19 protein-coding genes are annotated in these 18,663 nt (G+C 66.8%); 7 read left to right on the forward strand and 12 right to left on the reverse strand.

The window, feature by feature from the left end:
* Window positions 1-5: 5 nt before the first annotated feature.
* Entirely contained in the window at window positions 6-977 is a 972-nt protein-coding gene (meaB, locus tag DDE75_RS07690; protein WP_108501810.1) for a methylmalonyl Co-A mutase-associated GTPase MeaB, read from the reverse strand.
* Window positions 978-1,144: 167 nt separating this feature from the next.
* Between meaB and DDE75_RS07695 the strand changes: the two genes are divergently transcribed.
* From DDE75_RS07695 to DDE75_RS07710, 4 genes are all read left to right on the forward strand, one after another.
* Window positions 1,145-1,558 carry a thioredoxin domain-containing protein gene (locus tag DDE75_RS07695; protein ID WP_245894656.1) on the forward strand — a complete coding sequence of 138 codons (414 nt, stop codon included), beginning with the start codon at window positions 1,145-1,147 and terminating at the stop codon, window positions 1,556-1,558.
* Complete coding sequence (locus tag DDE75_RS07700) at window positions 1,555-1,950, forward strand: ArsR/SmtB family transcription factor (RefSeq protein ID WP_418304176.1); 396 nt, start codon at window positions 1,555-1,557, stop codon at window positions 1,948-1,950. The genes DDE75_RS07695 and DDE75_RS07700 overlap by 4 nt, the downstream gene beginning before the upstream one ends.
* Before the next feature lie 91 nt (window positions 1,951-2,041).
* Window positions 2,042-3,334, forward strand: coding sequence for a serine--tRNA ligase (gene serS / locus DDE75_RS07705; RefSeq protein WP_108501811.1), 1,293 nt, complete (start codon window positions 2,042-2,044; stop codon window positions 3,332-3,334).
* Window positions 3,335-3,422: 88 nt separating this feature from the next.
* A complete protein-coding gene (locus DDE75_RS07710) occupies window positions 3,423-4,187 on the forward strand; it encodes a hypothetical protein (protein WP_108501812.1) in 765 nt (254 codons plus the stop codon).
* 39 nt (window positions 4,188-4,226) lie between these two features.
* Here the strand turns inward: DDE75_RS07710 and der are convergent, their stop codons facing one another.
* The 9 genes from der to DDE75_RS07755 form a co-directional block, all read right to left on the reverse strand.
* The gene (der, locus tag DDE75_RS07715; protein WP_108501813.1) at window positions 4,227-5,717 is read right to left on the reverse strand and encodes a ribosome biogenesis GTPase Der; all 1,491 of its coding nucleotides are present in this window, start codon (window positions 5,715-5,717) and stop codon (window positions 4,227-4,229) included.
* Window positions 5,714-7,039 (reverse strand): outer membrane protein assembly factor BamB family protein, encoded by a 1,326-nt coding sequence (locus tag DDE75_RS07720; protein ID WP_108501814.1) that lies wholly within the window; start codon window positions 7,037-7,039, stop codon window positions 5,714-5,716. The genes der and DDE75_RS07720 overlap by 4 nt, the downstream gene beginning before the upstream one ends.
* A gap of 40 nt (window positions 7,040-7,079) precedes the next feature.
* Window positions 7,080-7,751 carry a tetratricopeptide repeat protein gene (locus DDE75_RS07725; RefSeq protein WP_108501815.1) on the reverse strand — a complete coding sequence of 224 codons (672 nt, stop codon included), beginning with the start codon at window positions 7,749-7,751 and terminating at the stop codon, window positions 7,080-7,082.
* Window positions 7,752-7,910: 159 nt separating this feature from the next.
* Window positions 7,911-8,510 (reverse strand): superoxide dismutase, encoded by a 600-nt coding sequence (locus tag DDE75_RS07730; RefSeq protein WP_108501816.1) that lies wholly within the window; start codon window positions 8,508-8,510, stop codon window positions 7,911-7,913.
* 98 nt (window positions 8,511-8,608) lie between these two features.
* Window positions 8,609-9,127, reverse strand: coding sequence for a sarcosine oxidase subunit gamma (locus DDE75_RS07735; protein ID WP_108501817.1), 519 nt, complete (start codon window positions 9,125-9,127; stop codon window positions 8,609-8,611).
* Complete coding sequence (locus tag DDE75_RS07740; protein ID WP_108502067.1) at window positions 9,120-12,050, reverse strand: sarcosine oxidase subunit alpha family protein; 2,931 nt, start codon at window positions 12,048-12,050, stop codon at window positions 9,120-9,122. Before DDE75_RS07740 ends, DDE75_RS07735 begins: the two co-directional genes overlap by 8 nt.
* On the reverse strand, window positions 12,050-12,382 hold the full coding sequence (locus tag DDE75_RS07745) for a sarcosine oxidase subunit delta (RefSeq protein WP_108501818.1): 333 nt from the start codon (window positions 12,380-12,382) through the stop codon (window positions 12,050-12,052). The genes DDE75_RS07740 and DDE75_RS07745 overlap by 1 nt, the downstream gene beginning before the upstream one ends.
* 114 nt (window positions 12,383-12,496) lie before the next feature.
* Window positions 12,497-12,727, reverse strand: a complete 231-nt coding sequence (locus DDE75_RS17495) for a hypothetical protein (RefSeq protein WP_211659314.1) — start codon at window positions 12,725-12,727, stop codon at window positions 12,497-12,499.
* 91 nt (window positions 12,728-12,818) lie between these two features.
* Window positions 12,819-14,084: a sarcosine oxidase subunit beta family protein gene (locus tag DDE75_RS07755; RefSeq protein ID WP_108502068.1), complete on the reverse strand. Its 1,266-nt coding sequence runs from the start codon at window positions 14,082-14,084 to the stop codon at window positions 12,819-12,821.
* Between the two features lie 190 nt (window positions 14,085-14,274).
* On the opposite strand from DDE75_RS07755, the gene ccmI reads away from it, so the two are divergent.
* The 3 genes from ccmI (at window position 14,275) to DDE75_RS07770 (ending at window position 16,226) form a co-directional block, all read left to right on the forward strand.
* Complete coding sequence (gene ccmI, locus DDE75_RS07760) at window positions 14,275-15,507, forward strand: c-type cytochrome biogenesis protein CcmI (protein WP_108501819.1); 1,233 nt, start codon at window positions 14,275-14,277, stop codon at window positions 15,505-15,507.
* Window positions 15,504-15,974, forward strand: a complete 471-nt coding sequence (gene ruvX, locus DDE75_RS07765; RefSeq protein WP_108501820.1) for a Holliday junction resolvase RuvX — start codon at window positions 15,504-15,506, stop codon at window positions 15,972-15,974. The genes ccmI and ruvX overlap by 4 nt, the downstream gene beginning before the upstream one ends.
* 78 nt (window positions 15,975-16,052) lie before the next feature.
* Entirely contained in the window at window positions 16,053-16,226 is a 174-nt protein-coding gene (locus DDE75_RS07770) for a DUF1289 domain-containing protein (RefSeq protein WP_108501821.1), read from the forward strand.
* Here DDE75_RS07770 and DDE75_RS07775 read toward each other — a convergent pair.
* Together DDE75_RS07775 and DDE75_RS07780 are read right to left on the reverse strand one after the other, a co-directional pair.
* Window positions 16,223-17,149, reverse strand: coding sequence for a DnaJ C-terminal domain-containing protein (locus DDE75_RS07775; protein ID WP_108502069.1), 927 nt, complete (start codon window positions 17,147-17,149; stop codon window positions 16,223-16,225). The two genes, DDE75_RS07770 and DDE75_RS07775, sit on opposite strands and share 4 nt — an antisense overlap.
* Before the next feature lie 57 nt (window positions 17,150-17,206).
* Window positions 17,207-18,265, reverse strand: a complete 1,059-nt coding sequence (locus DDE75_RS07780; RefSeq protein ID WP_108501822.1) for an aldo/keto reductase — start codon at window positions 18,263-18,265, stop codon at window positions 17,207-17,209.
* Between the last annotated feature and the right edge of the window lie 398 nt (window positions 18,266-18,663).

The following is an 18,663-nucleotide window of genomic DNA, read 5'->3' on the forward strand; positions in this document are numbered from 1 at the left end:
GGCAGCTATTGCGACGATCCGCCCAGCCAGTCCAAGACCTGCTGGGCCGCCAAGGCGGGCGGCAGTTGACCCTGTGCCACCTGCTGGCCCAGATCGGCAACCCGCGCCTTGACCTGTGGGCGGTCCAGTTGCGCCAGCAAACCGGCCTGCAACTCGGCCCGGAACCAGTGGCAGGCCTGTTCGGCGCGGATGCGGTCGTGGTGGCCGTGCTGACGGCGCCAATCGACCAGGTGCCGCATCTGGTCCCAAGCCTCGGACAGGCCCAGCCCGGTCGTGGCGGAAACCGGCATCGCCTTGGGAAAACCCTCGGGGTCCTGCGGGCGCTTGCGCAGCAGCCGCAAGGCGCCCGCGTAATCGGCGACCGTCCGACGGGCGGGCGACAGCAAATCGCCGTCGGCCTTATTGACCAGCACCATGTCGGCCATCTCCATGATGCCGCGCTTGACGCCCTGCAGTTCGTCCCCTCCGGCGGGCGCCAGCAGCAAGATGAACAGGTCGGACATATCCGCGACCAGGGTTTCTGATTGGCCGACGCCGACGGTCTCGATCACGATGATGTCGTGTCCCGCAGCCTCGCACAGACGGACGGCCTCGCGCGTGCGCCGCGCAACCCCGCCAAGCTGCGTGTTCGAGGGCGAGGGCCGGATGAAGGCGCGCGGGTTGCGGGCCAGCGTCTCCATCCGCGTCTTGTCGCCCAGGATCGAGCCCCCCGACCGGGCCGAGGACGGATCCACCGCCAGCACGGCCACGCGCAGGTCCTGACGGGTCAGATTGGTCCCAAAAGCCTCGATGAAGGTCGATTTGCCGACGCCGGGGGTGCCCGACAGCCCGATCCGCAGCGCCTGCCGGTCGGGCAGCCGCGCGATCAGGTCCTGTGCCGCCCGGCGGTGATCTTCGCGGGTCGACTCGACCAGGGTGATGGCCCGCGACAGCGCGCGGCGATCGCCGTCGATCAATGGCTGCAAAAGGTCGTCCATCGGTCCCCCGGTCGGCATGTCACAAGCCCGTGGCAATCTGGACCAGCCGCCCGCGGGCGGCAATCCCCCCTTGCCAGAAGCGACGCGGAACCGCCCGTGGTATGGAAGTCTTGCTATAAAGAGGTCCACGTCATACCTTTCCGGAATGCCAAGAAAAGGAACCGGCAATGTCCGTATTAACCCGGCGAATGACCCTGGCGATGATGACGGCTGTGCTGATGCCCGGCATCGCACGGGCACGCCAGACCGCTCCGGACTGGAAGTCCGGATCGCTGCGCCTGATGATGGTATCCGAAAGCGACTGCGAGTTCTGTCGGGAATGGCGCAGCCAGATCGCCCCCGGATTTGCCCGTTCGGGCGCCGGACGCAGGGCGCCGCTGTTCGAGGTTGACCTGAACGGTCCCTATCCGGACGGCCTGGCGCTGGCCGGACGTCCGCGCGTGACGCCCAGCTTCATCCTGCTGGACCGCGGGTCCGAGCTTGGCCGCATCGAAGGCTATGTCGGGGCGCAGGATTTCTATCCGGTCCTGGAACGGATGATGGCAGGGGCCGGCGTCGACGTGCCGCGTTGGGGCGCATGACCCAGCCCGCAGCCACGATCACCGCACATGATACCGCCGTCGCTGAGATGGCCCCCCAAGCCGACCTGCCCGCGCAGGACGATCGCGATCCCGCACAGGTGGCACGCGACATGCGCGCCCGCGCGGCCGAGGCCAGCGCCCTGATGAAGGCCTTGGCCCATGAAGGCCGGATGATGATCCTCTGCCATCTGTCCGGCGGGGAAAAGACCGTCTCGCAGCTGGAAAGGCTGCTGGATCAGCGACAGGCCGCCGTCAGCCAGCAGCTGGCGCGGCTGCGGTCCGAAGGGCTGGTCCAGTCGCGACGCGACGGCAAGGCGCGGCTCTACAGCGTGGCCGACCCTCGCGCCGCCGAGGTGGTGTCGCTGATGTATCGGTTGTTCTGCGCCGATTAGGGCCATCGTCGCGCCTTCTTAAAGGCAGGCTTTTGTCGGCGCGCCGCTTGGGCTAATCAGGCCACATTCAAATTCCGCGAAGGTGGCCGACATGCATGATATCCGTGCGATCCGAGAAAACCCCGAAGCCTTCGAAGCGGCGCTGAACAAGCGCGGCCTCGAAGGGCTGACCGCGCAGATCCTGTCGCTGGACAGTGAACGCCGCGCCCGGATCAACGCCGCCGAGACCGCGCAGGCCGAACAGAACAAGGCCAGCAAGGAAGTCGGGGCCGCCAAGGCCCGCGGGGATGAGGATGAATTCCAGCGCCTGCGCGGATTGGTGGCCGAAAAGAAGGCCGACATCGCCCGGATGCAGGCCGAGGCCGACGATCTGGACGGACAGCTGCGCGACCTGTTGCTGGGCATTCCGAACCTGCCCCTGGACAGCGTGCCCCTGGGCCGTGACGAGGATGACAACGTCGAGCTGCGCCGTTGGGGCACGCCCTCCGCGCTGGACTTCAAGCCGGTCGAGCATTTCGAGATCACGGGCGTCGTCCCCGGCATGGACTTCAAGACCGGCGCGAAACTCTCGGGCAGCCGCTTCGTGGTTCTGAAGGGCGCGGTCGCCCGCCTGCATCGCGCCTTGGCGCAATTCATGCTGGACCTGCATGTCACCAAGCATGGGCTGGAAGAAACCTGGACGCCTGTTCTGGTCCTGGAAGACATGATGCTGGGCACCGGCCAGCTGCCGAAATTCGGCGAGGACAGCTACAAGACCCGCGAGGGATACTGGCTGATTCCGACCTCGGAGGTGACGCTGACCAATACCGTCAACGGCGATCTGATGGACCAATCCGCCCTGCCCCGCCGCATGGTCGCCCATAGCCAGTGCTTCCGTTCCGAGGCGGGCAGCGCGGGTCGCGACACCACCGGCATGCTGCGCCAGCACCAGTTCGAGAAGGTCGAGATGGTCTCGATCACCGACGCCGAGAACGGCCTTGCCGAACACGACCGCATGACCCGCTGCGCCGAAGCCGTGCTGGAAGCGCTGGAGCTGCCCTATCGCACCATGGTCCTCTGCACGGGCGACATGGGCGCAGGCGCGCGCATCACCCACGATCTGGAGGTCTGGCTGCCCGGTCAGGACCGCTATCGCGAGATCTCCAGCGTCAGCTATTGCGGGGATTACCAGGGCCGCCGCATGAACGCGCGCTATCGCCCCGAGGGCGGCGGCAAGACCGAGTTCGTGCACACGCTGAACGGCTCGGGGCTGGCCGTGGGCCGGACCCTGATCGCGGTTCTGGAAAACGGTCAGCAGGCGGATGGATCGGTCGTCCTGCCCGCCGCGCTGCATCCCTACCTGGCCGGTGCCACGACGCTGACCGCCGAGGGCCTGCTGGCCTGATTGGAACACATGGCAGGTGCCGCGCGGCAATAGCGCGCGGCACGCCACCTTTGTCGCAACTGCACCTTGCCGGGGCGCGTTGAACGACATGACCCGACCCGGCCCCATCATCCAACTGATCGCCACCGTGATCTTCGTGATCTCGGGGATCGCCTTTGCAAACAAGACCGAGCCGCTGCCCCTGCTGGTGCTGGACAGCCCGCGGTCCACCGGACCATTGTTGCCGCCACCGCTGCAGATCAATCCCGATGTCGCGCTGATCATCCCGCAAATGTATCTGGACCCCGTCAACATCCTGATGTGGGGTCTGCTGATCGTCGTCTGGGGAATGCTGCTGCTGGATGGCATCGGACAGGTCATCGACCCCTCGGACGTCAATGGCGCGAGGCAGGTGCATGGCCCGATTTGGCCCCTGATCACGGCGGCCATGGGGGTCGCGGCAAGCTGGCCCTGGTATTTCGGTCACACGCCCGAACTGGTGGTGATCGGCACCGGTGCCACCACGATCCTGGCCACGGCTGCCGCGCGGCGATCGGCGGGGCGCAACCGACCCGCCATCAGCTTCTTCGCAGGCTGGGCTGCGGCGGTTTTCTCGGCGGCGCTGGCAGGGTTCGCCTCGGCGCGCTTCGGTCTGCCGGTGCAGGCACTGTCGGCGCTGGCGATCCTGCCCGGCGCGGCCATCGGCATGGCGGCCCAGATGTGGATCGGCCCCAGCATCGGCTATTGCAGCGCGATGATCTGGGCCTTCTGCGCCTTCGCCATTACCACCATGGGCAGCGACCCGGTGGTGGCCTTGGCGGCAGTCTTGGGCATATCGGCCATGGCGACGGTTCTGGTCCGCGCCGCCAGTTGATCCGCGCATGAAAAAGGGGACGCGCGGCCCCCTTCCCTATCAGCTGCCTTTGGGCTTTTGCCGCACCTTGTGCTTGGACAAGGCACCCGACTGGCTGGTCTTGGCCTTGGCGGCCTTCGCCTTGAAGGGGTTGTCGCCCCCCTGATCGCGGAAAAAGATCCGGATCGGCGTGCCCGGCATATCGAAATCGGTGCGCAACCCGTTGATCAGATACCGCTCATAGCTGGTCGGGATCTTGTCGGTATGCGTCGCCTTGACGACGAAGGCGGGCGGACGCGTCTTGACCTGCGTCATGTAGCGCAGGCGGATGCGGCGACCACCCGGTGCGGGGGGCGGATGGCTCTCGGTCATGGCACCCAGCCATTGGTTCAGGCGGGCGGTCGAGACGCGGCGGTTCCAGACCTCATGCGCCTTGACGACGGCATTGTGCAGACGGTCCAGCCCCTTGCCGGTGCGGGCCGAAACGGTGACCAGCGGCGCACCCTTCAACTGCGGCAGCAGCTTCTCGAAGTTCTGGCGCAGCTCGTTCAGCTTCTGCGGCTTGTCTTCTTCCAGGTCCCATTTGTTCGCGGCGACGACCACGGCGCGGCCCTCGGTTTCCGCGAAATCGGCGATGCGCAAGTCCTGCTGTTCGAAGGGAATATCGACGTCCAGCAGCACGACGACAACTTCGGCAAAGCGGACGGCACGGAGGCCGTCGGCCACCGACAGTTTTTCGACCTTGTCGGTCACCTTGGCCCGCTTGCGCATGCCGGCGGTGTCGAAGATCCGCATGGGCGTGCCCATGAATTCCGTGGTGACGCTGATCGAATCGCGGGTGATGCCGGCCTCGGGGCCGGTCAGCAGGCGATCCTCGCCGATGATCTTGTTGATCAGCGTCGATTTGCCCGCGTTCGGGCGCCCGATGACGGCCAGCTGCAGGGGACGGCTTTCCGAGGGACGCCATTCCTCCTCGCCCTCGCCGGTCTCGGCGTCCTCCTCGGACAGCTCGATGTCGACGGTGGCTTCGATGGGGGCGGGACGGGCGGCCTCGATCTGATCGGCCAAGGGCATCAGGACGCCATAGAGGTCATCCATCCCTTCGCCATGTTCGGCCGAGATGCGCAGCGGTTCGCCAAGGCCAAGGGCATAGGCCTCCATCGCGCCCGCCTCGCCCGCCTTGCCCTCGGACTTGTTGGCGGCGACGATGACGTGCTTGGCGCGGCGGCGCAGGATTTCGGCGAAGTATTCGTCCGCGGCGGTGACGCCGATGCGGGCATCGACCACGAAGAGGCAGATGTCAGCCTCGTCCACGGCGCGTTCGGTCAGGCGACGCATGCGCCCTTCCAGGCTGTCGTCCTCGGCCATTTCAAGGCCGGCGCTGTCGATGACGACGAAGCGCAGGTCGCCCAAGCGGCCCGCGCCTTCGCGCAGGTCGCGGGTCACGCCCGGCTGGTCGTCAACCAGCGCTAGCTTCTTGCCGACAAGACGGTTGAACAGAGTGGATTTGCCCACATTGGGCCTGCCGACGATGGCGAGTGTGAATGTCATTTCAACGCATGCAACTGGCCGTTGCGCGCAACGACGTAGAGGGTTTGACCGGCGACGACAGGGGCAGAGGCGGCGCCTCCGGGGATCTCTCCCTGACCGACCAACGCGCCGGAGGCGGGATCGAAGGCACGCAACATGCCATCACTGGAGGCGACATACAACCGCCCACCTGCAAGCACCGGACCGTAATGCGCGTGGATGCCATCCTGCTTCTTGACGCGGTCTGTGGTGAAATAGGGCAAGGGCTGGCGCCAGATGACGCCACCCGTGGCCGCATCCAGGCGTACCAGCTGCGCTTCGTCATTCACGGCAAAGACCGAACCGCCCGCCACGACGACAGGGCTGTTGGCGCCTTCGCGGGCCGACCAGACCTGCTGGCCCGTGGTCATGTCCGCAGCCTCGATCCGCCCCGAGGAGGTCCCCGCATAGACGCGACCGCCCGAGATCACCGGATCGCCGGTGACGTCACGGATGACGGCGATGGCGCGACCGATGCGCGTGCCCGCGATCTGGGTGGCCCAATCGGTCAGGCCGGTCTGACGGTCCACCGCCAGCATCTGACCCGATGAGAAGGGGAAGACGACCGTATCGCCCTGCACCGCAGGCACCGAGACGCCCATCACCCCCGACCCCGAGGGCGTCCCCGAGGTCTGCCACATCACCTTGCCGTCGCTGGCACGCACCGCCCAGCCCACGGAATTGCGCGCGGCGACATAGACCATGCCGTCCTGCACGGCGGGGCCGCCGCTGATCGGGGCATCGACGCGCTGGCGCCATTGCACCGCGCCCGTCACCGCATCCAGCGCGACCAGCTCGCCGAAGCCGGTGGTCACGAAGATGCGCCCGCCTTCATAGGCCAGACCGCCGCCCGAGGCGCTGTCAGGGTTTTCCATGACCGGGGTCACATCGGTGGACCACGCCCGCCCGCCGTTCAGCGCGGTGGCCGTCACGCGGGCTCGGCTGTCCAGCGTGAAGACGCGGCCAGCCGCCACGACCGGATCGGCGGTGATGCGGTGGCGGCGGTTGTCGCCCTGCCCGATGGGGGCCGACCAGATGCGGGTCGTGCCCGCACCCAGCTGCACATGGCCGGGCGCATGGGCGGCATTGCCACCTCGATGCGTCCATTCGCCGTTGGTGACCGGGGCCGCCAGCGACAGCGCCGTGCCGGAGACGCCGGGCGCCCCCTCGATCGCCGGACCCTCGGGCGAGAGGACGGCCAGGGGGTCCAGCCGCTCACCCGGCAGAATTTCGTCGCGGTCGCCGCAGGCGGCAAGTGAAAGTCCAGCGGCAATCGCCAAGGTCAGTCGCAGCGTGGCGGTCATCCTCGCCTCTCCCCTCGTCCGTTCATCCTGCCTGTCCCGATCAGTTCGGGGCGGCCATCGCATCATTCGGTTCAGGCTCGACGCCCAGGGCGATCATCATCTCGGACAGACGACGACGCAAGCCTTCGCTGAGGCCGTCCTTCTGCTGGATCTGGCGGATCAGGGTGATCGCATCCTCGGACCGACCGGCGCCGACAAGGGCCACGGCCTTCTGTTCCAGGGCCAGCAACTCGAAGGGCGCACCGGCGCGCGACAGCCGCGTCAGCATGGCGTCGCGTTCCGAGGGGTCCATGCCCTGCCCCTCCAGCATCACCAGCTTCAGCTGGGCCAGATCGCGCAGGGTCGTGCCGACGGTTTCATCGCCCGCCACATCGCGCAGGGCTTGGGCGGCCTTCGCCTCATCGCCCGCCTGCACGAAGGCATTGGCCGCCAGCAGATCGGCAAGGGCCTTGCGTCCCGCCGAACCGGCAGGATCGATGGTGCGGATGGCCTCGGGGTCCTGATCCTCGACGGCGGCCAGAACGGCATCGCCCCAGTTCTCCGCCGCGGCACGGTCGCGCGACTGGCTGTATTCGCGCCATGCCGCCCCGCCCACGATCAGCAGGATCGCAAGAATGCCGATCCAGCCATACCGCCGGAAAGCACCATAAAGCCTGTCTCGGCGCAGTTCGTCGGTGACCTCGTCGATGAAGCTGTCGTTCTGGTTGGCCATGCCCGCCTTCACTCGATTTGTTCTGTCGTTGCAACGGTCTTATACCGCGACAAAGGGAAAAGCCAATGCCGCCGCACAGCCCCGCCCATCACGCCTCTGCGTCCTATGCAAAAGGCCCGCCGATGGAACGGCGGGCCCTTGCGTCAAGCTGCGACGGGATCAGAGGCGCGAGGCCACGTTGTCCCAGTTCACCAGGTTGTCCAGGAAGTTTTCCAAGTACTTCGGACGCGCATTGCGGAAGTCGATGTAGTAGGAGTGTTCCCACACGTCGCAGCCCAGCAGCGCGGTCTGGCCGAAGCACAGCGGGTTCACGCCGTTCTCGGTCTTGGTGATCTCAAGCTTGCCATCGGCATTCTTGACCAGCCATGCCCAGCCCGAGCCGAACTGCGCGCCACCGGCTTCGGCGAACTTCTTCTTGAACTCCTCGACCGAGCCGAAGCTGTCGTTGATCGCCGTTTCCAGTTCGGCGGGCATCGGACCGGGGTTGGGGCCCATCATTTCCCAGAACTGGCTGTGGTTCCAATGCTGGCTGGCGTTGTTGAAGATGCCGTTCTGGGCGACGGCGTCTTTCTGATAGGTGCCCTTGACGATGTCCTCCAGCGACTTGCCTTCCCACTCGGTCCCGGCGACCAGCTCGTTCAGCTTGGTGACATAGGCGTTGTGGTGCTTGTCGTGGTGATACTCCAGCGTCTCCTTGGACATGCCGGCGGATTCGAGGGCGTCATGGGCATAGGGAAGATCAGGAAGGGTAAAGGCCATTTCGCTGTCCTTTCAAAAGGTTTCAGTCTGCGATCGCGGCGCACGGTCGCGCATTCGCAGGGTCAACGCAAGGGTGCTTTGCCAGTTCCGACGCCTCTTCAGCGGGGCGCCAGCTGGCTGCCGGGAATGGCCGCATTCTGCAGGATCAGCCCAAGGTAATCGGCGGTCGAGCGGAACCCGATGATCCGGAACCCGTCGCCATGACGCCAGATGGCGGCGGCGGTCTGGGCGGCGCGGGTGCGGCGCAAGTGACCCTGCGGCATCGTGGCCGCATCGACGGGGGCAAGCTTGGCGATGACATCGGCCGCATGCGGCCCCGCGACGTCGAAGACCGCCCGCGCGTTCGACATGTCGACGACCAGCGCGTGTTCGCCCGCCAGCGCCTGTTCCAGCGCCAGGCGGGCCTCGGCCACTTCGGCCATCGGCAGGATCAGCAGCAGCTCGTCAGGCGACATCCAGCCAAGGGCGCGGCTGCCGTCGCCGGTGATGCCGGTGACGTCGGGGATCGCCAGGCCCGCGGCTTCGGCGATGGCATCGCCCGCGCGGTCCAGATCGGTGCGGATCGTGATCATGCCAAGCCCGGTCTGGCGGGTGACGGTGGCCATGGGATCAGCCATTCAAACGGCCTCCTTCCTTGTCAAAGAACACCGGATCGACGATCCGCGCCTGCATCACCTCGCCCGAGGGCATGGGGAAATCCAGCACCTGACCCATGCGGGCGGGGCCGTGCTTTACCAGACCCATCGCAATGGGCTTGCCCAGGGTCGGCGAATGATAGCTGGAGGTGACACGCCCCTGCACGCGGCGCTGGCCATTGGGGTTGAAGCCCTGATCCACGGCATAGGCGCCATCGGGCAGGACATGCCCCTCGACGCTTTCCAGCCCGACCAGCTTCCAGCGGTTGCCGTCGGTCATATGGCTGCGGCGTTGGGCGCGCTTGCCGATATAATCGGCCTTCTTCTTAGAGATCGCCCAATCCAGCCCCAGATCCTGCGGGATGATCGTGCCGTCGGTCTCATCCCCGATCATGATGAAGCCCTTCTCGGCGCGCATGATGTGCATCGCCTCGGTGCCATAAGGCGTAATGCCCAGATCATGGCCCGAGTTGTGCAGCTGTTCCCACAGCTCCAGCCCCCGGTTGGCGGGCACCGCGATCTCGTAGCTGAGTTCGCCCGAAAAGCTGATGCGGAAGACGCGCGCGGGGATGCCCGCGATGTCACCCTCGGCCCAGGTCATGAAGGGCAGCGCATCCTGCGACAGGTCGATGCTGCCCGGCAGGCGGTCCAGCAGCTCGCGCGCCTTGGGACCGGCGACGGCGATCTGAGCATATTCCTCGGTGACATTGGCGGTATAGACCTTCCAGTCCCACCATTCGCATTGCAGCCAATCCTCCATGTGCCCATGGATGCGGTCCGCCCCGCCGGTGGTGGTGTGGCAAAGCCATGTATCCTCGGACAGGCGCGCGACGACGCCGTCATCCATCAGGAAGCCGTTTTCGCTGCACATCAGACCGTATCGGCATTTACCCACCGGCAGAGTGGACATCATGTTGGTATAGAGCATGTCCATGAAGCGACCCGCATCCGGTCCCTTGACGATGATCTTGCCCAGGGTGGATGCGTCCAGCGTCCCCACTGCATTGCGCACCGCCATGATTTCCCGGTTCACGGCAGCGTGGCGATCCTCGGCCCCGCGGGGATAGCAATAGGCCCGCCGCCAATGCCCGACCGGTTCCCAGGACACGCCGTGGCGTTCATGCCAGTCATGCATCGGCGTCTTGCGCAGGGGCTGGAAGGCATCGCCCTTGGCCTCGGCGGCGATGGTGGCAAGGGTCAGGGGGGTATAGGGCGGGCGGAAGGTCGTCGTGCCGGTGGCCTGGATGGGCTGGTTCAGCGCGTTCGACAGCACCGCAAGCCCGTTGATGTTCGACAGCTTGCCCTGATCGGTGGCCATGCCAAGCGTGGTATATCGCTTGGTATGTTCGACCGAGGCATAGCCTTCGCGTGCGGCCAGCTCGACATCGGTGACCTTCACGTCGTTCTGGAAATCCAGCCACATCTTGGCCCGCAGCTTGTAGGGGGCCTTGGCGGGCATCACCCATACGGGCTGGGTCGCGCCCTCGGCCCGTTCCAGATCGCCCGCGCAGCGCAGATCGCCATTGGCCGATCCCACGACGGTCACATTGCCGGTGCCATCGGCGCCCAAGGGCGGGCGGTCAGCGTCGGGACGGAACATGGCCTGCGCATCATCCCAGGTCAGCTTGCCGCCGCAATGGGACCACAAGTGCACGACGGGCGACCAACCGCCCGACATGGCGACCACGTCGCAGTCGATGGCCTGCGTCGGCTTGCCGTCGCCCGCCTGTTCGCAGATCACCACACCCTCGACATGGCGGCTGCCCTTGACCTTGGCGATGGCGCTGCCGGTCAGGACGGTGATGCCCGCCTGACGCGCGGCCTGCGGCAGATCGCCGGTGGCCTGGGGTCGTGCGTCGATGATCGCGGGCACATCCAGCCCTGCCGCGACAGCGGTCAGCGCGGTGCGATAGGCATCGTCGTTGTTCGTCACCACGACGATCCGCTGCCCCGGCGCCACCCCGAAATCGGCGATGAAGTCGCGTGCGGCGGATGCCAGCATCACGCCCGGCACATCGTTGCAGGCGAAGGCCAGGGGACGCTCCAAAGCGCCGGTGGCGGTGATGACGTGTCCGGCCCGGATGCGCCACAGACGCTGGCGCGGGATACCTGCATTCGGATCGTGGTCGGCCAAGGCCTCGCGCGCGATCAGATAGCCGTGGTCGTAAAGCCCCGTGGCCATGGTGTTGCGGCGCAGGATGACGTTGTCGCGCCCGCGCAGATCGGCCAGCAGCGCGTCGATGGCGGCACTGCCTCCGTCATGGTCGGTCGGCGTGCGTCCGCCCCAGATCGCGGTCTGTTCCAGCACCAGAACCGTGCCGCCTTCATCCGCAGCATCACGTGCCGCCGTCAGACCGGCGATGCCGCCGCCGACAACGACCGTATCGGCAAAGCCATAGGCCTGCTCATAGCGGTCGGGATCGGGGTCGGTCGGCGCACGGCCCAGACCCGCGCTTTTGCGGATGATCGGCTCGAAGACATGCTTCCAGAAGGGGCGCGGATGGATGAAGGTCTTGTAGTAGAAGCCCGCCGGCAGGAAGGGTGCCAGCCAATTGTTCACCGCCCCGATGTCGGCATCAAGGCTGGGCCAGCAGTTCTGGCTGCGCATGACCATGCCGTTGGCCAGCGCCGTGGTGGTGGCACGCTGGTTCGGCTCGAACCGGCCACCCTGACCCAGTCCAAACAGCGCGTTCGGTTCCTCGGCGCCCGAGGCCAGCGGACCGCGCGGGCGGTGATACTTGAACGACCGGCCCATCAGCATCTGGCCGTTCGCCAGCAGCGCCGAGGCCAGCGTGTCGCCCGTCAAGCCGCGCAGGTGGCGGCCGTCGAAGCGGAAGGGGACCTGGAACGCCCGGTCGATCAGGCGGCCGCCCGAGGGCAGGCGGAAGGGGGGCACATGGGTCATCATTCGGTCGTCCAGTCGGGGTTCCAATCGGGGCGGGCCTGCCGGATCGCCTCGACGATCTCGGCGGGGGGATGGGCGTTCTGTGCCTTGTAGGTGCCGAAGACCTGCAGGGTCGCGGTGCAGCGGGCGGCCAGGAACCACTTGCCGCAGCCATAGGCATGGCGCCAGCGTTCGAAATGCACGCCCTTGGCGTTCTTGCGGGCGAACAGATAGCCCTCGAACTCCTCGTCGGTGCCTTGCGGGCCGACGCGGGTCAGATGCGCCTCGCCTCCGGGATGAAGTTCGGTTTCCTCGGCACGGATGCCGCAATAGGGGCAGGTCAGCGTCAGCATCGGGTGATCCTTGCAGGGTCCGGACATGCGAACGCGCCGCCACGGATGGACCGTGCGGCGCGCGTGGTGGTGGGGTGGAATGCGTCGAACCGGCCGCAAGCGACCGATGACGCCTCAGTTTGCGGGCGCGGGTTCTGCCGGCTCGGCAGGTGCGGTTTCCGCAGGTGCCGCATCGGCCGGTGCCGCATCGGGCGCGGCATCCACGCTGATGTTGGTGTCGCCGCCGCCATCGGCCGGTGCGACATCGACCCCGTCGCCGCCCGACATGAAGAAAAACAGGAAGGCGACGACGACGACGATTGCGCCGACGATGAAATACAGTCCGTTGTTGTTGCGGTCAGCCATGGCTTTGCCCCTTGGTCACATCTGTTGTGACCGGTCAATTCCCAGCCTGCCCGACAAGTTCCCGCGCCCGCGCGCATCCCGGCGCCCATGTTCAATGCGCCACGCCGGCGGCAACGCTTTCGTCGATGAAGCGTCCCTCGCGGAAGCGGTTCAGCCCGAAGTCGGCGGCCAGCGGACCGGGGCTGCCCTTGGCGACCAGTTCCGCCATGGCCCAGCCCGACCCCGGGATCGCCTTGAAGCCCCCCGTGCCCCAACCGCAGTTGACGAAGATGCCCCCCACGGGCGTGGTCGACAGGATGGGCGAGCGGTCGCCCGTCATGTCCACGATGCCGCCCCATTGGCGCAGCATCTTCAGGCGGCTGATCATCGGGAAGGTCTCGACCAGGGCGCGGACGGTCTCCTCGACATGCTGCCAGCTGCCGCGTTGGGTGAAGTTGTTGAACCCGTCGGTGCCGCCGCCGATGACCATTTCGCCCTTGTCGGATTGCGACAGGTATCCGTGGACGGTGTTGGCCATCACGACGACATCCATGCAGGGCTTGATCGGCTCGCTGACCAGGGCCTGCAGGGCGACGCTTTCGATGGGCAGGCGGAAGCCCGCCATTTCGGCCAGCTGGCTGGAATGACCGGCCACCACCATCGCCAGCTTGTCGCAGCCGATGCGGCCCTTGCTGGTGTTGACGGCGCGAACCTGCCCGCCCTCGGTCTCGACCCCCGTCACCTCGCAGTTCTGGATGATGTGCATGCCCATGTCGGAACAGGCGCGCGCATAGCCCCAAGCGACCGCGTCATGCCGCGCCGTCCCGCCGCGGGCCTGGTACAGCCCGCCCAGCACGGGGTATCGCGGGCCGTCGATGTTGATGATCGGCACCAGTTCCTTCAGGCGCTGCGCATCGACCCATTCGGTCGAAACGCCCTGCAGGTTGTTGGCATAGACGGTGCGCTTGTATCCGCGCACCTCGTGCTCGGTCTGGGCCAGCATGATCAAGCCCCGCGGGCTGAACATGACGTTGTAGTTCAGCTCCTGGCTCAGGCCCTCGTACAGCTTCAGCGCCTTGTCGTAGATCGCAGCCGAGGGGTCCTGCAGATAGTTCGACCGGATGATCGTCGTGTTGCGGCCCGTGTTGCCGCCGCCCAGCCAGCCCTTCTCGATGATGGCGACATCGGTGATGCCGAAATTCTTGCCAAGGTAATAGGCGGTGGCCAGGCCATGACCCCCCGCCCCCACGATCACCACCTGATAGCGGTCGCGCGGCGCGGGGCTGGCCCAGGCACGCTGCCAGCCGGAATGCTGGCGCAGCGCCTGCCGGGCGATGGCAAAGACGGAATAGCGACCGGAACGGGGGGCGTCGGACATGATGGATTCCACAGGTTGCGTCCCGCCAACATGGCCGCGATCGCGCCCCGACCTCAAGGCGGCATGCGGCAGATCACGGCAAAATGCGACATGCGACGTTCTGGCGGTCACATCAGCGCGCGCCCGCCCGTCGCGGCGCTTTCGATTCCCCGCGAACCCCGCTAGGGAAGAGGTCCAACGGAGGATGCCGATGTTCTGGATTCTGGCCGCGGGTCTGACCGCGATTGTCGCCCTTGCCATACTTGCCCCGATCTGGCGGGGACGGTCGGATGCCGGGGCGCAGCCTGCCGCGGCCTACGACCTGCGCGTCTATCGCGACCAGCTGGCCGAGGTGGAAAACGACCTCGAGCGCGGCGTGATCCAGCCCGACGACGCCCAACGCCTGCGCGCCGAGATCGGCCGCAAGGTCCTGGATGCCGACCGCCGCCTGACGCAGGCGCGACCGGCCGCGACCTCGGCCGGCGTTCTGGGGGCGGGGCTGGTGGTCCTGGCGCTTGCGGCGGGTGCCGTCGCGCTTTACCTGCGCGAGGGTGCTGTAGGCGCCGCCGACATGCCGATGGGCGAACGCATCGCCGCCGCCGATCAGGCCTATCGCAACCGCCCCGACCAGGACCGGGCCGAGGCCGAGGCCCCCGCCCCCGCCAAGCCCGACCTGTCGAATACCGACCCCGAGTTCCTGGCCATGATCGACCAGCTGCGCGAGGCCGTCGAGCGCAACCCCGACGACCTGACCGGCCTTGCCCTGCTGGCCACGAACGAGATGCGCCTCGGCAATCTCTCGGCGGCGCTGAAGGCCCAACAGCACCTTGTGGACCTGCGCGGCGATCAGGCCGATGCCGTTCAGCTGATGCAACTGGCCACGCTGATGATCAACGCCGCGGGCGGCATCATCACCCCGCAATCCGAGGCCGTGCTGGTCCGCGCCCTGAAACAGGACCCCGAACAGCCGCAGGCCCGCTATCTGCAAGGCGTGCTGCTGATCCAGAACGGTCGCCCCGACCGCGCCTTCCCCATATGGCGCCAGCTTCTGGAGGAAAGCCCCCCCGATGCCCCTTGGATGCCCACCATCCGCAATGCGATCGGGGAATTGGCATGGCTGGCCGGACAACCCGACTATACCCCTCCCGCCGCCCCTGCCGCCCTGCCCGGCCCCGATGAAGATGCCATCGCCGCCGCCGAGGGGATGACCGATGACGAACGCGCGCAGATGATCGGCTCGATGGTCGAAAGCCTGCAGCAGCGCCTTGCGACCCAAGGGGGCACGCCCCAGGAATGGGCACGCCTTATCGGCGCGCTTTCGGTTCTGGGCCGGTCGGATCAGGCCGCCGTGATCCTCTCCGAGGCGCGCAGCCATTTCGCCGGGGATCCTGAAGCCATGCAGGTGATCGACGAAGCCGCAACAAGCGCAGGAACGACCGAATGATCTTTGAAGACATCAGTGAGATGGCCGCCGCCCTGCCCGCCATGGGCGCCCTCGCAGGGTTGGACCTAGGCACCAAGACCATCGGCGTGGCCGTCAGCGACGGCATGCGGCAGGTTGCATCGCCCATCACGGTAATTCGGCGCCAGAAGTTCACCCTGGATGCCGAGGCGCTGCTGAAGATCGCCACCGATCGCGGGTTGACCGGCCTGATCCTGGGCCTGCCCCGCAACATGGACGGCAGCGAAGGCCCCCGCGCGCAATCCACCCGCGCCTTCGCCCGCAACCTGTCGCGGCTGACCGAACTGCCCATCGGCTATTGGGACGAACGCCTTTCCACCGTCGCGGCAGAACGTGCGCTTCTGGAAGGCGACACCTCGCGCAAGCGCCGGGCCGAGGTCATCGATCAGGTCGCTGCCGGCTACATCCTGCAGGGCGCCTTGGACAGGCTGCGCTATCTCGCCCGATAGGGCGCGCGGGGCCAAGCGGCAGCGTCCGGGGCGGGCTTTGCCCGTCCCGTCCCCTTTCAACCAGAAAAGACGGTTCAGATGACTGAAAGCCCCTGCATCCGGATCTGCCAGATCGATCCCGACCAAGACCTCTGCATCGGCTGCTTCCGCACACTGGCCGAGATCGCCGCATGGGGCTCCATGTCCCCCGCCGCGCGCAAGGCCGTCATGGCCCGACTGCCCGAACGGGAACGCCGCTACGACCAGGCCTAGCCGGTCATCCCCTTGCGCGGATCATAGGCATGGGCATCCCGCCATTTCTGCGCGAAAGCCTCCAGCTCGGGGTCGATCTTCGGGGGCATGGCCACGCGCAGCTCGACATGCTGATCGCCACCATTGATGCCCCGCCCCCGCAACCGCAGCTTCTGCCCCGAGGTCGCGCCCTTGGGGATCGTCAGGTTCACCGGCCCGTCGATGGTAGGCGCTGCGACCTTGGCGCCCAGGATCGCCTCGTCCAGGCTGATCGGCAGCGTCAGCAGGATATCGTCGCCATCGCGGCGGAAATGCGGATGCTCGGCGATCGAGACGTCCAGATAGGCATCCCCCGGTTCACCCCGCCCCATGCCGCGTTCGCCCTTGCCGCGCAGGCGGATGGTCTGGCCTTCGCGGACACCCTTGGGCACCGCGACCTCCAGCGTCCCACCCGAGGGCAGGGTGATCCGCATGCGGCCACCCTTGGCAGCCGTCATGAAATCCACCCGCAGCGGCAGGCGCAGATCCTGCCCGCGCTGATCGCCACGCCCGCTGAAACCGCCAAAGCCGCCGAAACCGCCCCGGGGTTGCTGACGCTGCCCGAACAGATCGGCAAAGACATCCGCCAGATCGGGATCCTGCGCATGGCCGCCGAAACCGCCGCCGCCAAAGGGATTGCCGCCCCCCGGCTGCTGGCGCCATTGCCGCGCGGTGGCCCGTTCCTGACCCTGGGCGTCGATCTCGCCCGCGTCGAAGCGCCTGCGCTGTTCGGGGTCCTTCAGCAGGTCGTAGGCCGCCGAGGCCGCCGTGAAGCGTGCCACGGCGGCGGGGTCCGAATTCAGGTCCGGATGGTCGGTCTTGGCGATCCGACGATAGGCCTTCTTGATCTCGTCAGCGGTCGCGCCGCGCGATACGCCAAGTGCTTCATAGGGATCGCCTGCCATGTCCGGCCTTTCATCTTCCATCGCCTCATCGACAAGATAGAGGCGCCGCGTCCCTCATCAATAGGGCAGCGGATGGGTGCGATGCAAACGGTCGATGCCGCGCACCAGATCCTCGGGCAGCTCGCGCCCCAGACCCTCGATCAGATGGGCCAGCTGGTCGGTCGTGGTGGCCCCGATGATCGGCACGACCTTGAAGGGCCGCGTCAGCTGCCAGGCGATGACCATATGCACCACGTCCCAGCCATGTTCCGCCGCCAGCGCACCATAGGCCGCCGCCGCCTCCAGCCCGCGCTTGGTCTTGCGCCCGCCCAGGTTGCCCTGACCGCCGGTGGCCTTGTCCACCGCCGCTCGGCTGCCCTCGGGCATGGCACCATCGGCGTATTTCCCGGTCAGCAGACCTGCCGCCAGCGGTGAATAGGACAGCAGCGTGACGTCCTCGTTCACCGCCGCCTCGGCCAGGTCGGTGTCATAGAGGCGATAGAGCGGCGAATATTCGTTCTGGATCGCGGCCATGCGCGGCCCGCCCGTCCGGTCGGCGACATCGCACCAGCGCGTCAGCCCCCAGGCGGATTCGTTCGACAGGCCCACGCCGCGCAGCTTGCCCGAACGCACGCCCTCGGCCAGCGCGTCCAAGACGTCGCCCATGTGGTCCAGCGTCCGCGCCTTGTCCTGACCCGAGGGGTCGAAATTCCAGTTCTGCCGGAACCCATAGGACCCCCGCACCGGCCAATGCAGCTGATAGAGGTCGATGCGGTCCGTCTGCAGGCGGCGCAGGGATGCGTCGATGGTCTGACGGATGGTGTCGCCGTCGAAGGGCTTGCCGTCGCGGACCATCTGGCTGGGGCCGGTGACCTTGGTGGCGATCTCGACCCGATCGCGGTTGCCGGTGCGCGCCAGCCAGCGGCCGATCACCTCTTCGGATATGCCGACGGTTTCGGCTCGGACGGGGTTCACGGGATACATCTCGGCGCAATCCATGAAGGTCATGCCTGCATCCAGCGCCATGTCCATCTGGCGATGGGCCTGTTCCTCGTCCGTCTGATTGCCGAAGGTCATGGTCCCCAGGCAGATCTGGCTGACCTCGATATCGCTGCCGCCCAATGTCACGCGCTTCATGGCTGTGCTTTCCCTTGGTAGAAGTTCGGGGGCAAGCTAACCGACAGCGACATGGGTGCAAGCGACATCACGCCGGAACGCAAGAGGGGCGACCCATGGGCCACCCCCCCTACCGGATAAATCAAAGCCTTGGCTCAATACTCGTAAAAAACACGGTCATCTCGGCTGCGTAGCTAAGCCATATGGCCGGGACCGCCTATAGCCCCATAGGGCTATGTGACATGGTGGCAACGCGTGGGCGAAGAACCATGCCCCCCCCCCGCAGGTTGCACGAAGCGGTTGCCCTGACCCCGCCAGCGGGTATGCTATCCTTTTGGGCAGTCCCCATTTTATAACGGTACGGGCACATTATGCCGATCCACATGCTGAACCGTATCGAGGCGTCGCTGGCCACCATG

The sequence above is a fragment of the Paracoccus indicus genome (assembly GCF_003056335.1).
GTDB classification, from domain to species: domain Bacteria; phylum Pseudomonadota; class Alphaproteobacteria; order Rhodobacterales; family Rhodobacteraceae; genus Paracoccus; species Paracoccus indicus.

Coding starts and splice junctions, on each gene's coding strand:
- meaB (WP_108501810.1), bottom strand. CDS start 977: ATGGACGACCTTTTGCAGCCATTGATCGACGGCGATCGCCGCGCGCTG.
- DDE75_RS07695 (WP_245894656.1), top strand. CDS start 1,145: ATGTCCGTATTAACCCGGCGAATGACCCTGGCGATGATGACGGCTGTG.
- DDE75_RS07700 (WP_418304176.1), top strand. CDS start 1,555: ATGACCCAGCCCGCAGCCACGATCACCGCACATGATACCGCCGTCGCT.
- serS (WP_108501811.1), top strand. CDS start 2,042: ATGCATGATATCCGTGCGATCCGAGAAAACCCCGAAGCCTTCGAAGCG.
- DDE75_RS07710 (WP_108501812.1), top strand. CDS start 3,423: ATGACCCGACCCGGCCCCATCATCCAACTGATCGCCACCGTGATCTTC.
- der (WP_108501813.1), bottom strand. CDS start 5,717: ATGACATTCACACTCGCCATCGTCGGCAGGCCCAATGTGGGCAAATCC.
- DDE75_RS07720 (WP_108501814.1), bottom strand. CDS start 7,039: ATGACCGCCACGCTGCGACTGACCTTGGCGATTGCCGCTGGACTTTCA.
- DDE75_RS07725 (WP_108501815.1), bottom strand. CDS start 7,751: ATGGCCAACCAGAACGACAGCTTCATCGACGAGGTCACCGACGAACTG.
- DDE75_RS07730 (WP_108501816.1), bottom strand. CDS start 8,510: ATGGCCTTTACCCTTCCTGATCTTCCCTATGCCCATGACGCCCTCGAA.
- DDE75_RS07735 (WP_108501817.1), bottom strand. CDS start 9,127: ATGGCTGATCCCATGGCCACCGTCACCCGCCAGACCGGGCTTGGCATG.
- DDE75_RS07740 (WP_108502067.1), bottom strand. CDS start 12,050: ATGACCCATGTGCCCCCCTTCCGCCTGCCCTCGGGCGGCCGCCTGATC.
- DDE75_RS07745 (WP_108501818.1), bottom strand. CDS start 12,382: ATGCTGACGCTGACCTGCCCCTATTGCGGCATCCGTGCCGAGGAAACC.
- DDE75_RS17495 (WP_211659314.1), bottom strand. CDS start 12,727: ATGGCTGACCGCAACAACAACGGACTGTATTTCATCGTCGGCGCAATC.
- DDE75_RS07755 (WP_108502068.1), bottom strand. CDS start 14,084: ATGTCCGACGCCCCCCGTTCCGGTCGCTATTCCGTCTTTGCCATCGCC.
- ccmI (WP_108501819.1), top strand. CDS start 14,275: ATGTTCTGGATTCTGGCCGCGGGTCTGACCGCGATTGTCGCCCTTGCC.
- ruvX (WP_108501820.1), top strand. CDS start 15,504: ATGATCTTTGAAGACATCAGTGAGATGGCCGCCGCCCTGCCCGCCATG.
- DDE75_RS07770 (WP_108501821.1), top strand. CDS start 16,053: ATGACTGAAAGCCCCTGCATCCGGATCTGCCAGATCGATCCCGACCAA.
- DDE75_RS07775 (WP_108502069.1), bottom strand. CDS start 17,149: ATGGCAGGCGATCCCTATGAAGCACTTGGCGTATCGCGCGGCGCGACC.
- DDE75_RS07780 (WP_108501822.1), bottom strand. CDS start 18,265: ATGAAGCGCGTGACATTGGGCGGCAGCGATATCGAGGTCAGCCAGATC.